Source organism: Vibrio cortegadensis (genome assembly GCF_024347395.1).
Taxonomy (GTDB): Bacteria; Pseudomonadota; Gammaproteobacteria; order Enterobacterales; family Vibrionaceae; genus Vibrio; species Vibrio cortegadensis.
Genome location: NZ_AP025472.1, coordinates 671,942 through 696,415 on the forward strand (window position 1 = coordinate 671,942; position 24,474 = coordinate 696,415).

Consider the following 24,474-nt stretch of genomic DNA (forward strand, 5'->3'; position numbering starts at 1 on the left):
TTTACGGATGGACATCGTAAAATAGAGTGGCCGCCAGTCAATCATTATAGTGTAGGGCGTCTTCTGTGCGGCCACATGGTCAGAGGGACCATTGTTTGTTATTCGAGTTGCTTTCATTAGCAGAGTGATGACGAATCAAGACTCTTCTAACGGGTAATGCGACAAATTAGGTGCGGATACTAACTATGCTATTGCGTAGATACCGTGAGTGAGATCCCACGGCTATTTATTCAGTAGTAGAAATTTAAAACAATATGAACTTCTAAGGGATGACTCACAGTGAATTCATGTTGGGTGTTGATGAATTTGATTTTCAGTATCAAATATATTGTTAAAAACAGATCGAAAAGGCAGTTGAAATGACAACAGTAGTCGCCAATAACCTAGATACAATGACTTTTCCCTTACACGGTGCAAGATTGATTGAAGCTTCTGCGGGTACAGGAAAAACCTTTACAATTGCAGGGTTATACCTTCGTTTGCTGCTTGGACATGGTGAATTAGTCGATGGGGAAGAGACATGTCACTCTGAGCGACTGACGGTTGATCAAATTCTCGTGGTGACCTTTACAGAGGCGGCGACCGCTGAACTTCGTGATCGTATCAGAGCGAGAATTCACGATGCTCGTATTGCCTTTTCACGCAGTCAAAGTGATGATCCGGTAATCAAACCGTTATTGGCTGCGATAAGCGATCACCCTAAAGCGGCAAAGATACTGCTCCAAGCTGAAAGGCAGATGGATGAAGCGGCCGTGTTTACTATTCACGGCTTTTGCCAACGAATGCTGACTCAAAACGCATTTGAATCGGGCAGTCGATTTAACAATGAATTTGTGACTGATGAAAGCCAACTGAAAGCACAAGTCGTTGCCGATTATTGGCGTCGTCAGTTCTATCCATTATCTCTGAATCTTGCCAGCGAAGTGCGCAATATTTGGGGCTCACCATCGGCACTGCTTGGTGATGTGAGTAACTACTTAACGGGCGTACCATTAGAGTTGTCGGTTAGCGCGATGTCGGGAGACCTTGCGGATTTACATCAACAAAATCTAGAAGAAATTGATCAACTTAAAGCCTTGTGGCGAGAGTCAGAAGGGGATTTTCTTGCTCTAATTTCTGGCTCAGATATTAATAAACGTAGCTATACAAAAAAATCACTCCCAACTTGGTTAGAAGCCATTTCGGTATGGGCGAACAGTGAAACGAATGACTATTCCATTCCAGATAAGCTTGAGAAATTTGCCCAAAATACGTTAATCGAGAAAACCCCTAAAGGTAATGCCCCTGAACATGCGGTATTTGCTGCTATTGAACACTTTTTGGCGAACCCTGCTGATTTGAAAGCGCCTCTATTAGCTCATGCGATTTTGCACTGTCGAGATATGTTGGCAGCGGCTAAGCAGAAGCAGCAACTGCTCTCATTTGATGATTTATTGACTCAGTTGTCAGCCGCGATTGATAGCGACGAGCAACAGTTGCTGGTGGAGCGTATCCGCAGCTTATATCCCGTTGCGATGATCGATGAATTCCAAGATACCGACCCTCTGCAATACAGTATTTTTAGCCGCATCTACCTAGATACCCCTGAATGTGGTCTGTTTATGATCGGCGATCCTAAGCAAGCGATATACGGTTTCCGTGGTGCTGATATCTTTACCTATATCAAAGCGAGAAATCAGGTAAAGCAGCATTACACGCTGGGTACAAACTGGCGATCCAGTGCAGATATGGTCAGTGCTGTTAATCAGGTATTTCAAGCCTCTGGCAGCCCGTTTATGTACGATCAAGATATTCCGTTCTTACCTGTGAATGCAAGTCCCGGTGCCGATCAAAGAGCGTGGTATTTAAACGGCGAAAAGCAGCAGGCGATGAGTTACTGGATCCAAGAAGCTGAAGACAAGCCCTTGCCAAAAGGTGAATACCACCAAGCGATGAGTGAAGCGACGGCAAGCCAGATCCAAACGATTCTGACCGCAGCGCAGCATGAACAAGCATACCTTGTGACGTCGAAAGGTCAAAAACCAGTACAAGCTGGCAATATTGCGGTGCTTGTAAGAACGGGAACGGAAGGGCGCTTGATCCGAGATGCCTTAGCCAAACAAGGCATTGCGAGTGTTTACCTTTCTAACCGTGATAGCGTTTTTGTCAGTGGTATCGCGCAAGATGTACAGCGTTTACTGCAAGCGGTACTCACCCCCGAAAATGACAGAGCACTACGAGCGAGTTTAGCGTCTGAGCTCTTTGCTTTAGATGCCGCTAAGTTAGACGAACTCAATAACGATGAAGTCGTGTGGGAAAATGCGATTAATGAATTCCGAGAATACCGTCAGCTATGGATTCAACGTGGCGTTCTGCCTATGCTCCGTAGTGTTATGAGTAAGCGTCATATCGCTGAGCGCCTACTAGAAGAAGAAAATGGTGAGCGAACTCTGACCGACTTAATGCATATGGGGGAGCTATTGCAACAAGCTAGCCAAGAGATGGATAGTGATTATGGTTTGCTTCGCTGGCTTGCCGAGTCTGTATCTGATGCGGTTAATGGGTTGAGCAGTGGCAGTGATGATGACATTCAGCGTTTAGAATCCGAACGTAATTTAGTGCAAATCGTGACGATCCATAAATCAAAAGGACTGGAGTATGATTTAGTCTTTTTACCTTTCGTGAGTAGCTATCGAGAAGCAAGCGAAGGTAAATATTATGATCAGCAAGCAGATAAAACGATTTTAGATATAACAGGTAATAAAGCGGCTCTGGCTCAAGCAGACAAAGAGCGTTTAGCTGAAGATCTACGCTTGATCTACGTTGCGTTAACTCGTGCCGTTTATGCCTGTTTTATTGGAATGGCACCCTTGAGAAAAGGTCGCTCGACGAAAGAGCCTACCGGTGTCCATTTGAGTGCCATGGGCTACTTGATTCAAAATGGTGAAGAGCTTGGCATTTCAGATCTAACAAAGAGAGTTGAAACCCTAACTCATGCAAATTCAGCCATTGGCTTAAAAGCTTTGCCACAAGCTCATGATTCACTTTATGTGACGCAAGAAGTTGATGCCGTAGATCTCATCGCTAGTGAACTTAATAACCCTATTGATCGAGGGTGGAGAATCACCAGTTATTCTGGTTTGGTTAAGCAAGGCAGTCATGCATCTCATGGCTCTTTTGGTGATACTCAAGACGTTAATTTACATGATACCGCGCTTGAGTCTGCGGGGTTTGATATTGACTCGGCCGATGAACAGGATGAGTTGGAAGTGCTTGAACCACAGCGTTCAATCTTCACTTTTCCGCGAGGTGCGAGGCCCGGTACTTTTCTGCATACCTTATTTGAAGAGGTTGAATTTACTCAACCCGCAACGTCAGATGCTAATACACAAGTCATCCTACAGCTCTTAGAAAGTGAGCAGTATGAGTTGGAGTGGCTTCCTGTGTTGCAAACGCTGGTGGACACTGTGCTTAACGCTCCGCTAGACGGCAAGCAGATGAAATTAAATGAAAAAATCCCAGCTCAACGTTTGGTTGAAATGGAGTTCCTATTACCTATTGAAGTGTTAACGTCTTCTGGATTGAATCGAGTCATACAGCGTCATGATCCGCTTTCTGCTAAAGCGGGAGATCTGGGTTTTCAAACCGTAAGAGGTATGTTGAAAGGCTTTATTGATTTAGTGTTTGAACACCAAGGTAAATATTACGTATTGGACTGGAAATCCAACCATCTTGGCGATGATGTTGAGGTGTATCATGGTGAAAACTTGAAAGCGGCAATGGCGGATCACCGCTACGATCTTCAGTATCAAATTTATGCCCTTGCTCTACATCGTTTTTTACGCAGTCGCATTGCCGATTATCGCTATGACACACATTTTGGTGGCGTGTATTACCTGTTTTTGCGAGGCATTGATGGTGATTCAGATAATGGTATTTTTTCAGCGAAGCCAAGTGTCGAGTTGTTGGATGAAATGGATAAATTAATTGATGGTCAGGCAATTGAAAGCCGGACTACGAACCAAGGTCAAATGGAATTACTGTAATGATTGTAGAGACCAACTCTATTGAACCAAGTGAAAGTCACCTGCCACTCTTCAGTGAGGTTAGTTCGCTGTTGGATGTGCTCAAAGCTTTGAGTGTTAAGGGAACCTTGCGCCAAATCGATTATCAGTTTGCGCGTTTTATCGCTTCTCAAGTGGAAATCAATGCGGATGAAATAGGCTTTATTGCAGGGATCGTTAGCCATGAGCTAGGTAAAGGGCATATCTGTATTCAGCTCAATTCTGAGCAAGGGGGTATGAATGATTTTGCCTCAATGCTTGGCTTATATGGCGATACGGCAAGGGCTCTTAACCAAACCCTGCTCAGCGTTAATTGGAATGCTCTACTAGAACAATCTGCCGTGGTTGGTAAGGAAGGGCAAGCCGTTCCATTAATGTTGGATGATGGACGCTTATACCTGCATCGTTACTGGAATTATGAATCTTTTTTGGCAGAAACCTTATCGAAACTGAGTAAGCCTGTCGATTTGAGTGGTGTGCAATTGGGTCAACTGACGAAAACGCTTAGCCATCTTTTCGCTCGTAGCTATCATTTTTTATATAAGGATCTGGTGAAAGCGAGCAACGACGGTAAGAGCACTCAAGTATTAAGACAGCAATTAGTGTGCGATCACCTGGATGTCGTTTCGAGTGAAAATTTGGATTGGCCTGCTATAGACCAAATACTCTTATCGGCCCAAAAAACTCAACATCTTAATGAATTAGAACGCCTTGTTCCCGAAGCGTTTTGTCTCAACTGGCAGAAAGTTGCAGCAGCAGTCGCGTTAACAAGGCGCTTTGCTGTGATCTCTGGTGGCCCCGGTACAGGCAAAACCACAACGGTAACGAAACTATTAGCGGCACTGGTTGAGCAAGCTCAGGCTCAGTTGGAAGACGGTGGTTTAATGCCCACCATTAAGTTGGTTGCACCGACGGGCAAAGCAGCGGCTCGACTTACTGAATCTATCGGTAAAGCGGTGGCTGAACTACCACTCGACCCATTAGTTAAAAAACACATCCCAACAGAATCGAGCACGTTGCATCGATTACTCGGGGCGATCCCAAATCGTGCGGAGTTTCGTCATCACCGTCATAATCACCTACACGTCGATATCTTGGTGGTCGATGAAGCTTCTATGGTCGATTTGCCTATGATGTTCAAATTGCTCGATGCGCTTCCTTCAGATGCTCGTTTGATTCTACTTGGAGATAAAGATCAACTCTCATCGGTGGAAGCGGGGGCGGTATTAGGTGATATTTGCTCATTTAATGATTATGGTTTTAGCCAAGCTCAAAGCAAATCTCTGGCTCAGTTAACGGGGTATCAAACATTAGCCAGCAGCAGAGTCGAAAATAGCATTGATGCGCCTATTTGCGACAGCCTATGCATGTTACAGAAAAGCTATCGTTTCGATGCTCGTTCAGGTATTGGTCAATTAGCGAAAGCGATTAATACCGGAAAAGCACAGCAAGTAGAATCGGTATTGACCAAAGGATTCAATGATATTCAGCACTACCCCTTATCGGCTGACAACTACAATCAAATGATTACCACGTTAGTCGCGAACTATCGTCATTATCTTGATCGAATTAGTCATAATAAGGTGGATGAGGTAACCGATAAGCGAGAGACTCAGGAACAGAAAGCTCTAGCTGTGTTGGCACTATTTAGCCAATGCCGCCTGTTGTGTGCTATCCGAGAGGGTGATTTTGGTGTTACAGGCTTGAATCAAAGGATTGAAACAAGATTAGCGGCAAGGCGATTGATTCAGACCAACGATGAGCTTTGGTATGTGGGTAGACCCGTCATGGTGACACGTAATGATCACGGCCTTGGGTTATATAACGGTGATATTGGTATTTGTATGCTGGATGACAGTGAATCAGAACCTCGATTAAAAGTGTATTTTGAGCTTCCAGATGGCAGTGTGAAATCGGTATTACCAAGCCGAGTACCAGAACACGAAACCGCTTATGCGATGACCATCCATAAATCTCAAGGCAGTGAATTTGAACTTACCGTGATGATTCTGCCACCGGATTTTAGCCCTATTCTTACACGAGAATTGATCTATACCGGAGTGACGCGAGCAAAAAAAGAGCTCATGCTATTTGCAGATTTATCGGTGTTGAAGCGTGGAATAAAAATAAAAACAGAGCGAGTGAGTGGTTTAGTTCAGCGGCTGAAAGTCAAAGGCTAGTGTTTTGGTCGATGATAGGGGAAGGTCAGTCGGTGTTAATAACCATCCATGGCTATAGATATTAAATTGAAATTGATAATGGACTTATAAATCGACGGTATGAAATACACGAGTGAAGGACACACTCTTAATGTTGTATTGCTTTTGATAGTTCATTATCAAAGATTTAAGGTTGTCATTGGTAGGGAATACACAATGAACGTCTAAGTCTTCAAGAAAGTGGTTTTCGGCCATATCCCAAAAACTTTGGATAGAATTACAAATAATAGTTCTCATAGGTGTCAGCTCTTTTTATGTCGACGTTGTGGTGATTTTTATTAGATATATCACCGTACTATGAGCAATCCATGCAGAACCCAAGTTAATGGGTGGGCTAATCCAACCAAAAATGTGAAGTATGTCTCACAAAATTTGAGTGAATTCTATACAACTTTTACTATGAATGATAGTGCGTAATGAATAAAAGCATGAAAAATCATGCTTTATCATTAATGTTCACTTTTTGATGGTTTTTATTTTTTATTTAATATTTTCAAACTCTTAGTGATAATATTTTGGATTTTCGTTGATAGTTATAAAGGTCTTGTTTTTCCATAGGTAAAGCATCAACACCTATTTCGTAGAACCCTTGCTCCCTGAACCAGTGCAAACTATGGGTGGTGAGTACAAAAATGTGATGAATATTCTTCGCTTTAGATTGCTGTTTCATGAAATCAAGCAGCATCAGTCCTTTTTTACCGTCTCGATAATCTGGGTGAATCGCAACGCAAGCCATTTCAGCCATATGTTCATGGGGATAAGCATAAAGTGCAGCACAGCCAATAATTAAGCCATCTTTTTCGATGATCGTGAAACGGTGGATCTCTTGTTCTAATTGCTCTCTTGAGCGACGGACGAGAATACCTTGCTCCTCTAGAGGACGTATCAACCCTAAGATACCGCCAATATCATCAATATTCGCCTGACGAACTTGTTCCGCGCTTGCCATTACAACTTGAGTTCCAATGCCATCAAGAGAGAAAAGTTCTTGAATCAGAGCACCATCATCTTTATAGCTAATTAAGTGGCAACGAGAAACGCCCGCTCGACAGGCCGATACTGATCCTTTAAGAAATCGCAATGTTCCAGAGCTGTTATCTTGAGATTGGTCAACACTGTCATTAATCGAATGCAGTATGTTCTCAGCATCACTTGGAAAGATTTCGGCAACGGCTTCACCATTTTTATCGATGACGCCTTGGTTGGAGCAAAAGCCGATAAGTTTGTCTGCTTTTAGTCGAATGGCCACTTGAGTTGCTAACTCTTCAGAAGACAAATTGAATGACTCTCCAGTGACGGAACTCGCGATAGGGCCGAGCAGTACGATTGAACCTTGATCCAGCATGCGATTGATCCCTTGCGAATCAATACGACGTATGCGTCCGCTATGGCAAAAATCAACACCATCATCGATACCAAGAGGTTGAGCGGTGACAAAGTTACCACTGACCACATTGAGTTGAGTTCCTGCCATTGGTGTATTGTTTAAGCTCATGGAGAGACGAGCTGTAATCGTCAGTTGCAGTTGTCCGGCTGCTTGCATAACTAAACCAAGCGCATGTTCGTCAGTGACGCGGATATTATTATGGTATGGCGTTGTATAGTTTTGAGCTTCCAGAACCTGATTGATTTGTGGCCTTGCTCCATGGACTAAGACAATTTTCACACCCAAGCTATGAAGTAAGGCAATATCATTGATTATATTGCCGAAGTTTTTATCAGCGACAGCTTCACCGCCTAACATAATGACCATCGTTTTATTTCGATGAGCGTTTACATAAGGTGTGGATTGGCGGAACCCTTTCACTAAAGCGGTGCTTCTAATTTTCACGCATATTACCAGTGTGGTTATTTATGCTGAAATAATGGCTTTTTATTCAACTGTGGGCAAGTGTTTTTTGGAATGAAAAGCAAAGAAATAAACAGAATGACTGCATATAAAGTTGGTTTGTATTAAATTAGTATAAGTTAAGGTTTATAGTGAAAACAAAAATGGCTAAAACGATCCGAAAAAGCAAAGTAGATAAAATTATCGACAATTTATATCCAGATACAGGGTCAGCTGAATTTCACGCAAAAAGAAGGCGTAAAATAGCAGAGCGTACTCTGATGTTGTTGGCGATTATTGGCACCATTTCAGTCATGAGTTTATATAGCGACCTTATTGAACGTTTGATTATCCCTGAAGTGGATAAAAGCTTAGTCTACGGAATGTGGACTGAGAAAGATGTCGCCAGTTACGCTCAAGATAAGTTTATCGTTGGGAGTGGTGGCATTTCCGTAAATGGCGCTATTGTCGCGACAGATTTTGATTTCGATGGTCGCTACTTAGAGTATGTGAGAGGTGGGAAATCATTAAAATATAAATTTTCAGGTCAAGATTATTCGGAGATGAAGTTGGTCTCTCCTGCCCATTATAGCCCTACTTTTACTCGACGAACGATGGGTTCTAAAGCCTCAAATGGTATACGCCCCTCTTATTAAGTAAAACTCTGATTGAGATTTTGAAAAGAGTTTGTCATTCTCTGGGCATCAAACCTTTTGGATGACTACTGTGATAAAAAAAATCATTCCTGCAGCGGCGTTATTATTTCTCTTTGGCTGCGCACAACCGACTGATCGGGCTCAACAATATTTAGATAGCGAATTTGAAGCCGATCTTAATAAAGTTGAAGTCATAGAGTCTAATCAACCTCGTGATTTTACGGCTTTTTCAAAGCAAGCTGAGCAAGTGGTGACCCTTTCACCTTCTATGGCTAAAATTTACCAACCTCTATACGAGCAACTTGAGGCGTGGGCTCTCCAAAGTGGCGATCCAAGCGATTTGGCTAATTTTGGCATTCAAACGGCTCAACTCGGCGGTGGTGATAGCCAAGGTAATGTGTTGTTTACAGGGTATTTTTCTCCAGTTATTGAATTACGCCATGAGGCTAATGAAGAGTATCAGTATCCGGTATATGGACAACCAGAATGTACGGATACCTGCCCAACACGTGCTCAAATTTATGCTGGAGCGCTAAATGGGCAAGGTTTGGAATTGGGCTATGCCTCAAATCTCATCGACCCATTTATTATGGAAGTTCAAGGAAGCGGCTTTGTTCATTTTGGTGATGACGATACGCTAGAGTACTTCGCTTATGCTGGTAAAAATAATCGCGCCTACGTGAGTATTGGACGAGTATTGATTGAACGTGAGCAGGTTGCCCGTGAAAATATGTCTCTTAAAGCAATTAAAGAGTGGGTATTGGCAAATGAACCTGATGTTGTGCGTGAACTCCTTGAACAGAACCCTTCGTATGTATTCTTTTCCCCTAAAGCGGCAGCCCCAGTAACGGGAAGTGCTGGTATACCATTACTCCCAATGGCGTCAGTTGCTGGTGATCGTTCTATATTTCCAATGGGTACGCCGATTTTAGCAGAAGTTCCACTGTTGAATACTGATGGTACTTGGAGTGGTGTGCATCAATTACGCCTACTTCTAGTATTAGACACCGGAGGCGCGGTGAAGCAGAACCATTTAGATTTATATCATGGCATGGGACCAAGAGCGGGGACGGATGCTGGGCATTACAAACATTTTGGTCGAGTTTGGAAGCTCGGCCTAGAGGGAAGTGCAACGCAAGCGCCTTGGGCACTTCCGCCAGAAAAAATAGAATAATTGTACTCTAGAGAGCTTATTTATCGCGGTGGAATATTTGCGGTTTGCTAAGCCTAGACATTTCCAGAAAGAGTGCGTATAAAACGCACTCTTCTTTTTTCTATCGATTAAAATTAGGGTGCATTCATGCGCGAATTAACCGAACCAGCTTCTGAAAATTATGATCAACGCTTTGGCGGTACACGTCGACTATATGGTAATAGCGAAGTCGAAATTTTACGTGCAGCACATGTGTGTGTTATTGGTATCGGCGGCGTCGGTTCGTGGGCGGTAGAAGCATTGGCTCGTACGGGCGTGGGTGAATTGACTCTGATTGATATGGACGATGTTTGTGTTACGAATATCAACCGTCAAATTCATGCAATGTCAGGCACGGTAGGTCAGAGTAAAATTGAAGTCATGGCTGAACGCGTAAAACTGATCAACCCTGAATGTAAGATCAACTTGATCGATGACTTTATTGGCCCAGATAACCAAGCTGAGTACCTCAATAAGGATTTTGATTACGTACTTGACGCGATTGATAGCGTCAAAGCAAAAGCCTCTTTATTAGCTTATTGTAAGAGTAATAAAATCAAAGTGATTACGATTGGTGGCGCTGGCGGCCAAACGGATCCGACTCAAATTAAAGTGGCTGACCTTACCAAAACGATTCAAGATCCTTTAGCGAAAAAAATTAAGGATACGCTGCGTCGTCATCATAATTTCACTAAAAATCCAGCGCGTAAATTTGGCATTGATTGCGTCTTTTCGACTGAGCAACTGAAATACCCTCAAGCAGATGGTTCGGTGTGTGGTGTTAAGGCTACAGCTGAGGGGCCGAAACGTATGGATTGTGCGAGTGGGTTTGGCGCTGCAACTGTCGTCACTGCATCATTTGGTTTTGTTGCTGTATCTCGAATTGTCGAAAAACTGATTCAGAAACACCGAAAATAATTAGGAATTCGTAATGTCACCATTTCAAGCTTCGCCATTTGGTACTGAAATTAGCGCCGAGATGATCGTTGAAACGATGCAAAAATTTCACGGCTGGGAAGATCGCTATCGTCAGGTTATTCAATGGGGCAAATTGCTACCGAAAATATCTGAAGAGCTTAAAAGCGATCAAGTGACCGTTTCTGGGTGTGAAAGTACAGTTTGGTTGGTCAGTCAGCAAGTTGATGGCTACTGGTTTTTCTGTGCAGATTCCGATGCTCGAATTGTTCGAGGGCTTATTGCGTTAGTGATGGCGGCATTTGATGGAAAAACGGCTCAACAAATACAGGTGTTTGATGTCGATGATTACTTCAATAAAATTGGATTAATTGCCCATTTAAGCCCTTCCAGAGGGAATGGTTTAAAAGCGATTGTTGAGCAGATAAAACAGCTTGCTAGTTAAGGGATGACTTATTGAGTTTTGCACAGAGACTCTGCTATTTTCAGCGAATTATTTGCAGCAATTTGAACTCAAATGTGCTCTAATACCGCGCTTACCAAGGGATGGTGTTAAAAATACTCAGCTTAGATGGAGTTATCAAAGTTGACGAATCCCTTAATTATCCCTAGGAATAAAAAGAACATGTCTAAGAATAAAAAATACGATATCCGTACTACTGAAAAACGTACAGGTTGGACTGCTGAAATCACTCGCCAAGTGACTTCTCGCCGTGTAACTGTATCAAAACGTGAAATGGGTTTTGAAACTGAAGCACTAGCGATTGAGTGGGCAGAGAAAGAGCTTGAAGGCTTTGTTAAAAACCAAGCAGAACGTAATGAACGTAAAGGCGAGCAGCGTAAAGCAGCAGAAGAACGTGCTGAAAAACGTAAAGCGGCCGATCTCCTTGCTAAGCAATGCAAAGAAGCGGAACAAGAGCAAGAAGACTAATTTTTAATAAGACAAAATCCCAACTAAGATTTTGTCTTTAAGAAAACTGAGCATGTAGCTTTAGTGACTGTTTAACCTCAAGGTTTTTCAGTTTTAGAGACTTATTACTTTCAGGTATTTCTTACTTCCAGAAACGGCTTACTTCCAGAAATAGCTTACTTTCAGAAACGGCTTAGTTTTCTTGAACAAAAGGCATCGATAATATATCGGTGCCTTTTTCGTTTTGGATCATCATCTTTTGTGACTATTTAATGGGGCTAACTGTTTGAAATTATCTGGCCTGTGGTGAGCGGTTCATAATCAAGATCAATCACCTCCTCAAGGTAGTTCTCGACCGCTTGTTCTATCTCTTCATCATCTTGTTTAAAATAGGCCAAATGAAAAACCGCATCACCTTCATTCACGAGAGGAAGTGTCTGTTGTCCAATTACCACTCCGCCTTTATGAGCTTTAATTTCACACTCACTATGGCCTAGAGGCGAGCTAATATAAGCCAGAATTTGACCTTTCTCGACTTTTTCGCCTAATGTTACCACTGTTCTCAAAATACCATCGCTACCTGCGCGAACCCAACTGGTTGATTTTGCAATGATGGCAGTCGGAAGTTTTTTACGACTTGAACGTAGCATTCCAATGGATTGCATCACTTGCTGAATACCGATAAAACCAGCACTGATTGCAATTGGCTCAAAGCGTAAAGCTTCACCTGCCTCATAGGTGAGCACGGGAATACCGCATTTTTCGGCTTCACTTCTTAATGAACCATCACGTAGGGCTGAATCGATAATCACAGGAGTAGCAAAAGCTTGCGCAATACGCAGAGTTTCAGGGTTACTTAAGTTCGCGCGAATTTGCGGCAGGTTTGTTCTGTGTATTGCCCCGGTATGTAAATCAAGAATGTAGTCACATTTTTTGGCAACTTGATCAAAAAACGTGAAAGCCATGCGTGATGCAAGAGACCCATGCTCACTACCTGGAAAACAGCGATTTAAGTCGCGGCGATCTGGCAGGTAACGCGACTTATGGATGAAGCCAAATACGTTCACGATAGGCACGGTAATTAAGGTGCCTCGGAGTTTATTGGGGTCGATGGTATTAATTAGCTGTCTTACAATTTCGACGCCGTTAAGCTCATCACCATGTATCGCGGCATTGACCATTAAAGTAGGCCCTGCAAAGCGTCCGTTAATCACCTCAATTGGAATTGAGAGCGGTGAGTGGGTATAGAGCTTTGCAGCTTCTAGTTCGATCACTCGGCGTTGCCCTGGAGGAATCGTCTCATTTAATAAGTTAAAGGGTGTGTTTTTTTTCACTGCAACCATGCTATATGACTCATAAATTAACCAATGAACCAAATGTACCAACGGCCTCTTTATTGCACCAATGAATGATTTTTCTAGTGACGACAAAATAATTTAGTGAGTCGCAGAGTCATTTATCACATCACGGGGCTACTTCCAGCAGTTTGTCGGTAAACTTTCTCCTGTCGCTTTTAAGATCATTTTTTTATTGTTAGGTAAGCATGTATCTTGGTCTTGGCCTTTTGTCGATTGTGCCGTTGCAACGATGGAATAGGCCACGCTGGCTGAACTGACTACGTTAAAACTATATCTATCCGAATCGGATTCGCATAATAAACAGTGTCCCCCTGAGATAATAGCGCTCCAATCATAACTACCAGAATAGTGCTGCTCTAAAGAGAGTTGAATACGTGCCATGTCTGAAAGTGCTTGGCTACGGTGTGATTTTATGACGTGATTGGTATAGCTCGGGTAAGCGATCGCACTTAATACACCTATGATGGCAATGACCACTAATAATTCGAGCAATGTCATCCCATTACCTGTTTTTTTGTAGTTATTACATGGATTTATTGGAATCATTTCTAAGCCTCTCTGGTTTTATTTTTCGCTATTTTTCGTTGGTGATAGCATCTCTGCAAGTCTTAATTACAGTGTATTGTTCATTACATAGGAATTTGGGAAATGCCTCGCGGGTTTACGTTATTAGAGCTGCTTATCTCTGTATCGGTGATGTCGATATTGTTGGCGAGTGCGGCTCCAAGTTTTAGTTCAGTCACTCAAACCATGAAAATGCAAAGGCTTGCGAGTGAGCTGAATGGTTTTATGCTTCAAGCTAAATCAGAGGCAGTGATGCGAAATAAGGATTTATGGGCACACTTCATTATGTCTGGCACAACCAACAGCACGGGAGATTGGAAGATTAAGCTATCAGAAAACGTGGCTCCCAATGTAGGCCCTGCGATTCTAATGTTGTCTGGAGAAGCTTATCGTAATGTGGTTTTTTCGGTGAGCTATGGATCTAAACAGGTTAAGTTTAGTGGTATTCATGGGAAAGCGAAGAACGGCAATGTCACTCTATCTATAGGAAAAAAAACGCTCAAACTAACCACTTACCAAGTATCTGGAAGAATGAGAATATGCGGAGTCGGAGGTGAGTATTATGGCTATCAAGCATGCAGTTAATTCATCTCAATTAGGTGCGACGTTGATTGAATTTATGATCGCTTCTCTTCTGGGAGTAATAGCCATTTCCATCATTGGGTCGGTATTTCTATCTGGGCAGAGAGTGGCGACTGAGAGGAGTAAAGAGTTACTCCTGTTGCAGCAAGTTTCTGGCGCATTACAGTACTTCAAGCAAGATATTCAGAGGGCGGGTTATGACGGTGGAGGTGGGCACTCATTAATGCTATCAGGTGCTGCCAATATACTGCACATATCGCCTGACTTTAAAACCGCCGCTTATGCTTATCAACATCAGACAAAAATTCGCAATGTGGCGTTTGTTTTTCAGTCCGGAATGATCAAAGTGTGCGATAGCCCATCGACGATTGTGAAAACCGTATCATCGGCAGTAACAGGCTGCTCTTCAATTTTTGAGCCAAATCAGATTAAAGTCACTGACTTCAGTGTGAAGAGTGATGTCATTGCGGGGCAAAAGAGTGCCTCGGGGCTTACCTCGATCGCTATGTCTGCAGAATTAGTGGGAGATCCACTGGTCAGCTATTCATCCAGCGTTGAAGTTCAGCAGAGGAATTGGCAATGATGAAACATCAACATGGTGCGATCACGCTGCTAATTACCAGTGTATTGCTGCTTTGTGCATTGATACTCACACTAGGCAGTTACCGTTCTGTTTTTTACCAGATCAAACGGGCGCAAAATGAAGTTGTTGCAAGGCAGCAGCATTGGCAAGCTGAAGGGGGATTAGAGTGCGCTTTTACTAAGGTATATCAAGATAGAGATATGACACAGCTAACAGCCGCTGCCTCTGTTGGTTATTTTTCTACCCAATGCTCGTCACCTTTGAACTTACATCAGATTGTGTCTACACCGGTTATTGTCGGTAAAAGTTACCAGTTGTCCGCAAAGGTATTGAGTACTAGTGGTTCACACATTACCAAAACGTTGCGCTTTAAAAGTGATAAAGGTAAAGGTGCGATTCAAACCGAATCAAGCATTAAAATTATCGCAGATGCCAGTGTTGAGATTGCACCTGAGGTTAATGATGAAGTATTGAGCAATGGGGCGTTTGACTGCACAGCGATGAGGTTTAAAGACACGGTAGAATTTATTGCCAATGGAAATACTTTACAAACAACACTTCCGATTGATACTCCAGCAGACTTTACTGAGTGTAACGACTATACCTCTCTTTCTAGTAACGCCTTAATCACTCAAGCAGGTTCAGTGCCACTTGGGGCTTTTATGTCTGATTTCAAACATGATGCCGATATTGATACCTTCTATAACTACTTTGGCATGAAAAAAACGCCAGCGAATTTAGTATCTGTAAAAGCGGACTATTTCCATATTGATCTCACCTCTGGTGGAAATTGTGCCACTTTAGTGAAGAGTGCATTTTATAGTGGAAAAGAGAAAGTATGGGTCTATGGAGACTGCGTTATTTCGCCTAATTTATCTGTGGTGGATGGGGCAGGCGTGATCACACCTCGCTCATTGGTGGTTGAAAATGGTGTTTTTGTTACGTACGGAGCGAATGTTTTTGATGGCTCATTTTATCATATGGTCAATATGTCTATGTTTGATGATCCTGACACTTCGGGTACCGATCTCGACCTTCTACCAGCGCACTGGGCTTCACTTACCTTACCTCCTGGTTTTGATATTTCACTGATTGAAGCCAATTCTATCTATATTGATACGGGTTCATTCTTTCCAAAAGGTGGAATTTTCCTCGACACTCCAAATGGGCTATCGACCATTAAAGGATCACTGAATTTAGACTTTACCAATAGCTATAACCCTTTCGATGAGCCATCAACTGTGGTTTGGCAAAGAGGATCTTGGCATGACTTCTAAACAGCAAGGCTTCAGTCTTATTGAAGTGTTAATTTCATTCTCATTGATTGGAATTGGTGCTTTGGGTTTGGTTAAACTCCAAGCTTATGTCGAACAGAAGGCCGATTTTGCAACTCACAGTGTTGAAGCGCTGTATTTGGCAGAAGAAAAACTAGAGTGGTTTCGAACTCGTGGAGCATCCGATGCGATGTCTACCATCACTCCTGCAAACTTTAATTCTGATTTGGTAACAGGGATGGATGTCTCACACCCTTTTTATACTCTTAGTTGGTCTGTATCTGCAATTTCACTGTCTGGAGCATTAAAAACGATAGAAATAGAAGCACAGTGGCAAAATCGGTTTGGTGATAGTGAGTCGGTTAAGCTAACCACCATGATATCCAAATATAGTGAATTTGATTAATAGATGTCGTGAATGGTATTAAAGAGCCCTTATTTTCGGTGATTGTTCATTAAATGTCAGGTTATTACATATCGGTTAATTTCATGTGTATGAGTGTTGGTGGGTATTGTGTTTATTATGTTGTGCTATGTTGCTATTTTTGCAAAATATGTCTCCAATTATGACAAACAACCAGGATCTTATGCTTTTCAAGTTGTGTTTATTTAGAATAAAAAATATCAACGACCGTGATTATTACAATATTAGGTCGAATATACACAACCGCATAAATGGAGTTACGATGAGTAACCAAGCCGCACAATCTTCAGCGCCACAGCCTTCAGCACCACAGAAAGCAAGTGGTATGGATCGTTTTTTAAATACGATCGAAAGGGTCGGGAATAAGATCCCAGATCCAGCACTGCTTTTCTTCTGGGGTCTACTTATTGTTTGGGGGCTTTCAGCACTATTATCACAAGTACAATTTGATTTGATTCATCCAGTAACGAAGGATGCGGTTCAAGTTAAAAATCTACTAACGGGTGATTCTCTCGCAAACTTTTTAGCCACCATGGTGAAAAACTTCACTGGCTTTGCACCACTCGGTATCGTATTGGTTGCGATGCTCGGTGTGGGTGTTGCTGACTCTTCAGGCTTTATTCAAACCGGCCTTAAGAAAATGCTGAACTTTACGCCCGCGAAATTATTGACCCCAATGCTTATTCTTGTTGCGATAGTTTCGCACACTGCGGCAGATGCGGGTTATGTTCTGGTTATCCCTTTAGGCGGTATTATTTTCCACGCTGCGGGTCGTCATCCACTCGCGGGTATTGCTGCTGCTTTTGCTGGTGTATCTGGCGGATTTTCTGCGAACTTTATTCCATCGGGTATCGATCCTCTGTTGGCTGGTTTTACTCAAACCGCCGCACAAGTTCTGGACACGTCGTATATTGTTAACCCACTGGCAAACATTTACTTTACAGGTCTTTCATCAATTTTAATCGTGCTTATCGGTTGGTATGTGACAGAAAAAATCATTGAACCACGTTTAGCGAATACTCCGGTTGATGATGATGCAGAAGAAGCACCAGATCTAGGCTCATTTACTGCGATTGAATCGAAAGCATTTAAATTTGCAGGTTGGGCAATGGTTGCTGGTATTGCGTTACTCATTGCACTTATCTACCCAGAAGATTCAGCTCTACGCTCTCCTGATGGCGAAATCACCTCGTTCTCTGCACCAATCATGAAATCGATTGTGCCACTGATTTTTATTCTGTTTATTATTCCAGGGATCGTTTACGGACGTGTTTCGGGCACTTTTAAGAACAGTAATGATGTGATTAAAGCGATGTCTGAGACGATGGGGACAATGGGGGCGTACATGGTTATGTCGTTCTTCTGTGCTCAATTCTTGGTTGCATTCAGTCAATCGAACATTGGTACTATCCTGGCGATGTACGGGGCAGACTTCCTTAAAGCATTAGATCTTCCGGGCCAAATGACGGTCATCGGTATGATTTTGCTGACTGCTTTTGTGAACTTGCTGATTGGTTCGGCATCCGCTAAATGGGCGCTAATTGGTCCTGTCTTGGTGCCAATGTTGATGGGCGTAGGTATTTCTCCTGAGTTATCACAAGCGGCATATCGTGTAGGTGATTCAGTATCGAATATTATCTCGCCTCTAATGGTATTCTTCCCACTCGTGGTGGTTTACTGCCAACGCTATGTGAAGACAACGGGTATCGGTACATTAGCGTCATTGATGATGCCATTCTCTATTGCAATGCTGATTGGCTGGACTATTTTCCTACTGGCTTACTGGGCGTTAGGTATTCCTCTAGGCATCCAAGCGCCATACACTTATACAATGTAAGTGAAGCTAATCAGTCAATTGATCTGAAAATAAAAAGCCCGCTGTCATAAAATAGCGGGCTTTTTTAATTCTTACTTGTCGAAAAGTTTTAAGCGTTTAAGTGAACGGCATGGAATCGCAGGTGGTCATCAATGAAGCTAGAAATAAAGTAATAGCTGTGATCGTATCCTGGTTGCATTCTTAGCTCTAACTCAGAATCATGCTTTTGCGCTGCTGCTGATAAACGTTCAGGCATTAGTTGCTCGATAAGAAATCCATCCGCTTCCCCTTGATCGACCAAGATAGGAACAGGAGAGCGCTGGCTTTTAAGTAGCTCAACTGCATCATACTTTTTCCAAGTTGTCGCATCTGAGCCTAAATAGTGACTGAAGGCTTTTTGTCCCCAAGGCGCTTTTGTTGGGTTAGATATCGGGCTAAAAGCTGAAATAGAACGGTATGATTCTGGATTATTAAGCGCAATCGTCAGAGCGCCATGTCCACCCATACTATGGCCAGAGATGGATTTTACCGATGATACCGGGAAGTTCGCTTCAATTAATGCTGGCAACTCACTGTTTACATAATCATACATGTGATAATGCTCATCCCATGGTGCTTGAGTCGCATTAAGGTAAAAGCCTGCCCCTAAACCTAAATCGTAAGCACCTTCGGCATCATCAGGAACGCCTTCTCCTCGTGGGCTTGTATCGGGTGCTACAATCGCAATACCAAGCTCTGCCGCTGCTTTAAATGCTCCTGCTTTTTGCATGAAATTCTCATCGGTACAAGTTAACCCAGATAGCCAATATAAAACGGGGACGGGGTTTTCTTTGCTTGCATTTGGTGGAAGAAAAATAGCAAAGCGCATTGTGCAGCTTAGAGCTTCAGATGTATGGGTATATTGTTTATGCCAACCACCAGCAACCTTGGCTTGGCTAATATTTTCGATTGTCATTGTTATGCTCCATGAGGTTGAGGGTTTAGAAGATGGATAAGTGATGCACTGATGTGTGACTAAAGTTTCACCACCTTCCGGGCGAAAGGTGGTGAAGACAGTGTCTACTTTAGGTTGTTTAGATTGAATCTAAAATTGACCTGAGTGGATTACTTATCCATATGCAGAACAGTACGGATAGATTCACCTTTATGCATTAGGTCGAACGCTTCGTTTACGTCTTGCAGACCCATAGTGTGAGTGATGAACTCTTGAAGACCAAATTCACCCGCCATGTAACGGTTAACGATTTCTGGAAGTTCTGAGCGGCCTTTAACACCCCCAAAAGCAGAACCACGCCATACACGACCAGTCACTAGTTGGAATGGACGAGTTGCGATCTCTTGACCAGCACCCGCAACACCGATGATTACAGATTCGCCCCAACCTTTGTGGCAGCACTCAAGTGCTTGACGCATCACGTTTACGTTACCGATACACTCGAAAGAGTACTCAACACCACCATCTGTCATCTCAACGATAACGTCTTGGATTGGCTTGTCGAATTTAGTTGGGTTGATGCAGTCAGTCGCGCCAAGCTGTTTTGCTAGCTCGAATTTGCTCTCGTTGATATCAACACCGATGATGCGGTCAGCACCAGCCATGCGAGCTCCAATGATTGCAGAAAGACCGATACCGCCTAGGCCGAATACAGCAACGTTGTCGCCTTTTTCAACTTTAGCTGTGTTCAGTACCGCGCCCATACCCGTTGTTACACCACAACCTAGAAGACAAACTTCTTCAAGTGGTGCTTCTTTGCTTACTTTCGCTAGAGAGATTTCTGGAAGTACTGTGTACTCAGAGAAAGTAGAGCAACCCATGTAATGGAAAATTGTTTCGCCATTGATAGAAAAGCGGCTTGTACCGTCTGGCATTAGGCCTTTACCTTGCGTTTCACGAACGGCTTGGCATAGGTTAGTTTTACCTGATTTACAGAACTTACATTCGCCACATTCAGCGGTGTAAAGTGGGATAACGTGGTCGCCAATCTCAACACTTGTCACGCCTTCGCCGATCATCTCAACGATACCGCCACCTTCGTGACCAAGAATTGAAGGGAAGATACCTTCTGGATCGTCACCTGATAGTGTGAATGCATCAGTGTGACAAACACCAGTAGCAACGATACGAACTAAAACTTCACCAGCTTTAGGAAGTTGTACATCGACTTCTTCCATTTTTAGTGGTTCGCCAGCAGCCCAAGCGACCATAGCTTTAGATTTAATTGATGTTTGACCTGGTTTGATTTCAAGCGCCATTGGATGTTCCTTTTATCTAGTTATGTTGCGGTCGACTAAAGCGTAGTAAAGCTTTGAATATTCCGCTTCTCGTTTTGTTGTGGCCAGTATATATATTTCTCATATGATGATAATCCGGTTAAAATGAAAATGATTTTTACGTATTTGTAATAATAAGTAGGGTGTAACATGGCGAATTGGGAAGGGGTGAGTGAATTTGTCGCCGTTGCGGAAGTTGAAAGCTTTACTGGCGCAGCAAAAAAATTGTCTACATCGGTTGCCCAGATCAGCCGAAGAGTTTCAGCTTTAGAAGAGAGGATAGCGGTAAAGTTACTTAATCGAACCACTCGACGTGTCTCCTTAACCGAAGCGGGGCAGCTTTATTATCAGCAATGTAAACAACTTGTCGAAGGGTTGGAGCTTGCTGAACTAGCGGTAACCCAGATGCAATCAACACCGAAAGGCTTGATTAAGGTGACTGCCCCTGTGACTTATGGCGAGAGGCAATTAGCTCCGTTGCTCCATCAGTTTTTAGCTCAATACCCTCAGCTAGAGTTAGATCTCATCTTAACGAACCAAAAACTCGATTTGATCGAGCAAGGGGTTGATGTAGCGATTCGTTTAGGACGTTTGGAAGATTCGAGCTTGATAGCAAAACGCTTATCTGATCGTCAGCTTTATGTGTGCGCTACGCCAAGTTATCTTGCTCAATTTGGAGAACCTCATACTCTTTCAGAATTGTCTCGGCATCAATGTTTAGTGGGTTCATTTCCGCATTGGCGCTTTAAAGAGAAAAACCAGTCGAGAGCCATTCGAGTGCATAGCCGACTAAAATGTAATAGTGGGATTGCGCTGCTTGATGCGGCACTACAGCATTTAGGTATGATTCAACTGCCCGATTATTATGTACAAGAATATATGGGTAGCGGTGAGCTTGTAGAGGTACTCTCCGATTATCGAGATGATAGAGAAGGGATTTGGGCTCTTTATCCACAAAATAAAAACCTATCATCGAAAGTGCGATTACTCGTCGATTTTTTAGCAGATGCTTTATAATAACCAAAAATATGAATTGAGACTCTATAGTGGCGACTTTGAACCAAGACCATCCCTCCCAACCTGAATCACCGAATCATTTTACTGATCAAGATGAGAAGTTTATGCGTCGGGCCATTGAGCTCGCCTCAGTAGCCGAGGGGGAAGGGGAAGTACCTGTTGGAGCTGTGTTAGTGAAAGATGGCGTTATTATATCTGAAGGATGGAATCGTTCGATTGGTTGCCATGATGCGACCGCGCATGCTGAAGTTCAGACATTACGCCAAGCGGGAAAGACGTTAGAAAACTATCGCCTACTCGATACGACGTTGTACGTCACATTAGAACCTTGTCCAATGTGTGCTGGAGCGTTATTGCATAGCCGAGTTAAGCGGGTTGTATTTGGTGCTCCCGATCTTAAATCAGGTGCGGCAGGAACCGTATTAAATTTATTCGAAAGTCAGGCTTCGTATCATTACGCGGAAATAGAGTCGGGGCTATTAGAAGATCAGTGCCGTGAGCAATTACAAGCTTTCTTTAAAAGACGCAGAAAAGAGATTAAAGAGCAAAGGAAGGCAAAAAAAGCATTAGATGGTCAATGATGACTTGATGGATATTTGCAAACATCTCCCTGGGTCGATGTTTGCGATAGATATGATTCTTTGTTGATAGTTGTTTGAGGATGAATAGTTGATTGAATTTTTTATTAATTAAATATTATTCTACGAGCAGTTGTACAAATGCTCGGTTCCGCCAGATAATTTTCTTTTTATTATTCGACATCATGCGTTTACGGCGATTCGCTGATACGGTTTTATTAAGGCGCTGAGATAGCTTTCTTTTTGCTAGCATTGACGGCCTCCTAGTAATTGACTTAAACATATAAGCCTGACGTAAATAAATCCCTAATGTTCTGCGTTAGGGGACTTTTTGATGTTTCAATATATCGTTTTGCCACTATGTTATAGAAGCAAATTGTTACCGTTATATGAAGCTTGCCTAGTGATGTGACTCACATTTCTATGTATGAGTTGCAAAAGGGGAGTTTCAGCGTGCAATAAACATCCAATTTTTGCACGCTGAAGTGATGTTGCTTAGCTTGCCTATTTCTCTGTGGCAGCGGTTTCTGGTGACTCTTCATCTGCTGAGTGGAGCGTCGAGATAGCCGCTGAACTCTCCGCGTCAAGCCTATCTGTTTCCTGTACTACAGGGCCGGGAATGACGACAAGATCATCGATGTTATTTTCTTGATCGATGATCTGTTGTTTGTCGATGTGACCAATAATACTTTGGTAATATCGGCGAATATTTTCGACATAGTTTCTCGCTTCATCACCACGCGCATATCCGTATCGAGTTGTACTGAAGTATTTTTGCTGCCTTAATAGCGGCAAACTATCTTTTACATCCGCCCAAGCATTAGGGTCACCACCTTGTCTTTTCGTTAGCCTTCGAGCGTCCATCATATGCCCATAACCGACATTATAGGAAGCAAGAGCGAACCAAATTTTCTCATGATCGGCGATAGAGTCGGGCACTCGGTCTACAATTCTACGAAGGTATTCAACGCCACCACGTACCGATTCTTCAGGATCAAGTCGATTTGTCACACCGACACTTTTCGCTGTTGGCAGGGTGAGCATCATCATGCCGCGTACACCTGTTGGTGACTTAGCTTTCGGGTTCCAGTGAGATTCTTGATACGAGAGTGCCGCAATTAATCGCCAATCAAATTCAAGTGAATATTGTTGAAACAGAGGCGACCATTTTGGAAGTTTGGCATCTAAGGCACGAATAAAGGCGCGAGTGTCGACGTAGTCAAATGAACCTATGTGGCCAAGGTATTTCTCTTCCAAACTCGCCAGTTCGCCAGACTGTTTTAAATTGCCGAAAAACTCGATTAAAAGAGCATAAAGGCTTTCATCATCTGAGCGGCGCATATACCAAGAGATCGGTTGGTCTTCAGTTAACTCAAATGCAAGTGCAAGATCGGGATACAATCGTTGCGATAGTGAAAGCTCAACTGAGTCTGCCATCGTGAATGGAATGCTACCTTCAGACACTTGTTTAAGTAGATCATTTACATCGGCATTGGTGTCAACGGTATACTCAAGATCTGGTTGTTTAGCTTTAATGTCAGCTAAGGTTTGTACAAAGTGTGAATCTTTAACAATCACTAATGAAGGCGTTGATTCAGGAGACGTAGTGTCGCCATCTTCTAGTATTTGTTGTTTAAGTTTTACCTGTTTATTGACTAACTGTTTGAGATTTCTTGGTCGCCATTGACCTTTTTTGTATACCATCTGTTGGCTAACATAATAGTATGCAGGGCCTGCTCTAAATTGACTTAAACGTTCAGGTGATTGACTTAAACCTGCGGCAATCATATCTATCTCACCACTTTTTAATGCAGGGAATAGGTTTGAAATTCGGTAAGCCGGCTTCATCTCTAGCTGTACACCTAATTGATCGGCAAATACGCGAGCAAGTTCGTAATCAAGTCCGGTAGGACCATCGGGGCCAATGTAGTAAGACAATTGATTGTTGAGAGTTCCAACGCGTAAAACCCCACGCTCGCGAATCTTTTCTAATTCACTTTTAGGGTCTGAGTCTATTTGGCAGCCTGCAATTCCGACAGTGATCAGTATTAGAGAGAGCAAGCGCATTGGTAAGCTAATCATTAACTTTGGCATTAAATTTTCGTTCTCGTACTTTAACTTATGCCTTTATATCAAAGGGGCGCGATTAGGGATAGTTTGATTCATGCTGGATTAAGTAATAAGTGTCAAACTGAGGAATAAAGCATCAATACGAGATAAAAAAGGCGATGACGTAAAAAATAA

The 24,474-nt window shown here is 42.8% G+C and carries 22 protein-coding genes; 14 read left to right on the top strand and 8 right to left on the bottom strand.

The features are described 5' to 3' along the window. Positions 1 to 359: 359 nt before the first annotated feature. Together recB and recD are read left to right on the top strand one after the other, a co-directional pair. The gene (recB, locus tag OCV39_RS03165) at positions 360 to 4,025 is read left to right on the top strand and encodes an exodeoxyribonuclease V subunit beta (protein WP_261888921.1); all 3,666 of its coding nucleotides are present in this window, start codon (positions 360 to 362) and stop codon (positions 4,023 to 4,025) included. Continuing rightward, positions 4,025 to 6,223, top strand: coding sequence for an exodeoxyribonuclease V subunit alpha (gene recD / locus OCV39_RS03170; RefSeq protein ID WP_261888923.1), 2,199 nt, complete (start codon positions 4,025 to 4,027; stop codon positions 6,221 to 6,223). Before recB ends, recD begins: the two co-directional genes overlap by 1 nt. Before the next feature lie 84 nt (positions 6,224 to 6,307). Here recD and OCV39_RS03175 read toward each other — a convergent pair whose 3' ends face one another. Together OCV39_RS03175 and argA are read right to left on the bottom strand one after the other, a co-directional pair. Beyond that, positions 6,308 to 6,499: a hypothetical protein gene (locus tag OCV39_RS03175; protein WP_084654878.1), complete on the bottom strand. Its 192-nt coding sequence runs from the start codon at positions 6,497 to 6,499 to the stop codon at positions 6,308 to 6,310. Between the two features lie 256 nt (positions 6,500 to 6,755). Continuing rightward, a complete protein-coding gene (gene argA / locus OCV39_RS03180) occupies positions 6,756 to 8,093 on the bottom strand; it encodes an amino-acid N-acetyltransferase (RefSeq protein WP_017054043.1) in 1,338 nt (445 codons plus the stop codon). Positions 8,094 to 8,254: 161 nt separating this feature from the next. Here argA and OCV39_RS03185 point away from each other — a divergent pair, with 161 nt between their 5' ends. The 5 genes from OCV39_RS03185 to OCV39_RS03205 all read left to right on the top strand — a co-directional run bounded on the left by OCV39_RS03185 (position 8,255) and on the right by OCV39_RS03205 (position 11,784). Next, positions 8,255 to 8,746, top strand: coding sequence for a DUF2850 domain-containing protein (locus OCV39_RS03185; protein WP_113799104.1), 492 nt, complete (start codon positions 8,255 to 8,257; stop codon positions 8,744 to 8,746). A gap of 61 nt (positions 8,747 to 8,807) precedes the next feature. Next, positions 8,808 to 9,920, top strand: a complete 1,113-nt coding sequence (mltA, locus tag OCV39_RS03190; RefSeq protein WP_261888924.1) for a murein transglycosylase A — start codon at positions 8,808 to 8,810, stop codon at positions 9,918 to 9,920. Positions 9,921 to 10,046: 126 nt separating this feature from the next. Then, a complete protein-coding gene (gene tcdA / locus OCV39_RS03195; protein WP_017054040.1) occupies positions 10,047 to 10,856 on the top strand; it encodes a tRNA cyclic N6-threonylcarbamoyladenosine(37) synthase TcdA in 810 nt (269 codons plus the stop codon). A gap of 13 nt (positions 10,857 to 10,869) precedes the next feature. Next, a complete protein-coding gene (csdE, locus tag OCV39_RS03200) occupies positions 10,870 to 11,298 on the top strand; it encodes a cysteine desulfurase sulfur acceptor subunit CsdE (protein ID WP_261888925.1) in 429 nt (142 codons plus the stop codon). 180 nt (positions 11,299 to 11,478) lie between these two features. Next, a complete protein-coding gene (locus OCV39_RS03205) occupies positions 11,479 to 11,784 on the top strand; it encodes a DUF3622 domain-containing protein (protein ID WP_261888926.1) in 306 nt (101 codons plus the stop codon). A gap of 257 nt (positions 11,785 to 12,041) precedes the next feature. Here the strand turns inward: OCV39_RS03205 and OCV39_RS03210 are convergent, their stop codons facing one another. Together OCV39_RS03210 and OCV39_RS03215 are read right to left on the bottom strand one after the other, a co-directional pair. Further along, positions 12,042 to 13,106, bottom strand: a complete 1,065-nt coding sequence (locus OCV39_RS03210) for a succinylglutamate desuccinylase/aspartoacylase family protein (RefSeq protein WP_113799098.1) — start codon at positions 13,104 to 13,106, stop codon at positions 12,042 to 12,044. Between the two features lie 129 nt (positions 13,107 to 13,235). Then, a complete protein-coding gene (locus tag OCV39_RS03215; RefSeq protein ID WP_017054036.1) occupies positions 13,236 to 13,667 on the bottom strand; it encodes a type IV pilin protein in 432 nt (143 codons plus the stop codon). Between the two features lie 102 nt (positions 13,668 to 13,769). Between OCV39_RS03215 and OCV39_RS03220 the strand changes: the two genes are divergently transcribed. The 5 genes from OCV39_RS03220 (at position 13,770) to OCV39_RS03240 (ending at position 18,385) form a co-directional block, all read left to right on the top strand. Further along, positions 13,770 to 14,270: a GspH/FimT family pseudopilin gene (locus OCV39_RS03220; protein ID WP_261888928.1), complete on the top strand. Its 501-nt coding sequence runs from the start codon at positions 13,770 to 13,772 to the stop codon at positions 14,268 to 14,270. Next, positions 14,248 to 14,850 carry a hypothetical protein gene (locus tag OCV39_RS03225; RefSeq protein ID WP_017054034.1) on the top strand — a complete coding sequence of 201 codons (603 nt, stop codon included), beginning with the start codon at positions 14,248 to 14,250 and terminating at the stop codon, positions 14,848 to 14,850. Before OCV39_RS03220 ends, OCV39_RS03225 begins: the two co-directional genes overlap by 23 nt. Beyond that, entirely contained in the window at positions 14,847 to 16,127 is a 1,281-nt protein-coding gene (locus OCV39_RS03230) for a hypothetical protein (protein ID WP_261888929.1), read from the top strand. The genes OCV39_RS03225 and OCV39_RS03230 overlap by 4 nt, the downstream gene beginning before the upstream one ends. Further along, positions 16,117 to 16,530 (top strand): type IV pilus modification PilV family protein, encoded by a 414-nt coding sequence (locus OCV39_RS03235; RefSeq protein WP_261888930.1) that lies wholly within the window; start codon positions 16,117 to 16,119, stop codon positions 16,528 to 16,530. The genes OCV39_RS03230 and OCV39_RS03235 overlap by 11 nt, the downstream gene beginning before the upstream one ends. A gap of 280 nt (positions 16,531 to 16,810) precedes the next feature. After that, positions 16,811 to 18,385: an AbgT family transporter gene (locus OCV39_RS03240; RefSeq protein ID WP_113799088.1), complete on the top strand. Its 1,575-nt coding sequence runs from the start codon at positions 16,811 to 16,813 to the stop codon at positions 18,383 to 18,385. Positions 18,386 to 18,473: 88 nt separating this feature from the next. Here the strand turns inward: OCV39_RS03240 and fghA are convergent, their stop codons facing one another. Continuing rightward, complete coding sequence (gene fghA, locus OCV39_RS03245; RefSeq protein WP_261888931.1) at positions 18,474 to 19,319, bottom strand: S-formylglutathione hydrolase; 846 nt, start codon at positions 19,317 to 19,319, stop codon at positions 18,474 to 18,476. A gap of 149 nt (positions 19,320 to 19,468) precedes the next feature. Continuing rightward, a complete protein-coding gene (locus OCV39_RS03250; protein ID WP_261888932.1) occupies positions 19,469 to 20,617 on the bottom strand; it encodes an S-(hydroxymethyl)glutathione dehydrogenase/class III alcohol dehydrogenase in 1,149 nt (382 codons plus the stop codon). A 168-nt stretch (positions 20,618 to 20,785) separates the two neighbouring features. On the opposite strand from OCV39_RS03250, the gene OCV39_RS03255 reads away from it, so the two are divergent. Together OCV39_RS03255 and tadA are read left to right on the top strand one after the other, a co-directional pair. Further along, the gene (locus tag OCV39_RS03255) at positions 20,786 to 21,652 is read left to right on the top strand and encodes a LysR family transcriptional regulator (protein ID WP_261888933.1); all 867 of its coding nucleotides are present in this window, start codon (positions 20,786 to 20,788) and stop codon (positions 21,650 to 21,652) included. A gap of 29 nt (positions 21,653 to 21,681) precedes the next feature. After that, positions 21,682 to 22,233 (top strand): tRNA adenosine(34) deaminase TadA, encoded by a 552-nt coding sequence (gene tadA / locus OCV39_RS03260; protein WP_261888934.1) that lies wholly within the window; start codon positions 21,682 to 21,684, stop codon positions 22,231 to 22,233. 115 nt (positions 22,234 to 22,348) lie between these two features. On the opposite strand, the gene OCV39_RS03265 is transcribed toward tadA, so the two are convergent. Next, a complete protein-coding gene (locus OCV39_RS03265; protein ID WP_017054026.1) occupies positions 22,349 to 22,483 on the bottom strand; it encodes a hypothetical protein in 135 nt (44 codons plus the stop codon). 251 nt (positions 22,484 to 22,734) lie between these two features. Beyond that, the gene (gene mltF, locus OCV39_RS03270; protein WP_261888935.1) at positions 22,735 to 24,324 is read right to left on the bottom strand and encodes a membrane-bound lytic murein transglycosylase MltF; all 1,590 of its coding nucleotides are present in this window, start codon (positions 24,322 to 24,324) and stop codon (positions 22,735 to 22,737) included. Positions 24,325 to 24,474 lie beyond the last annotated feature (150 nt).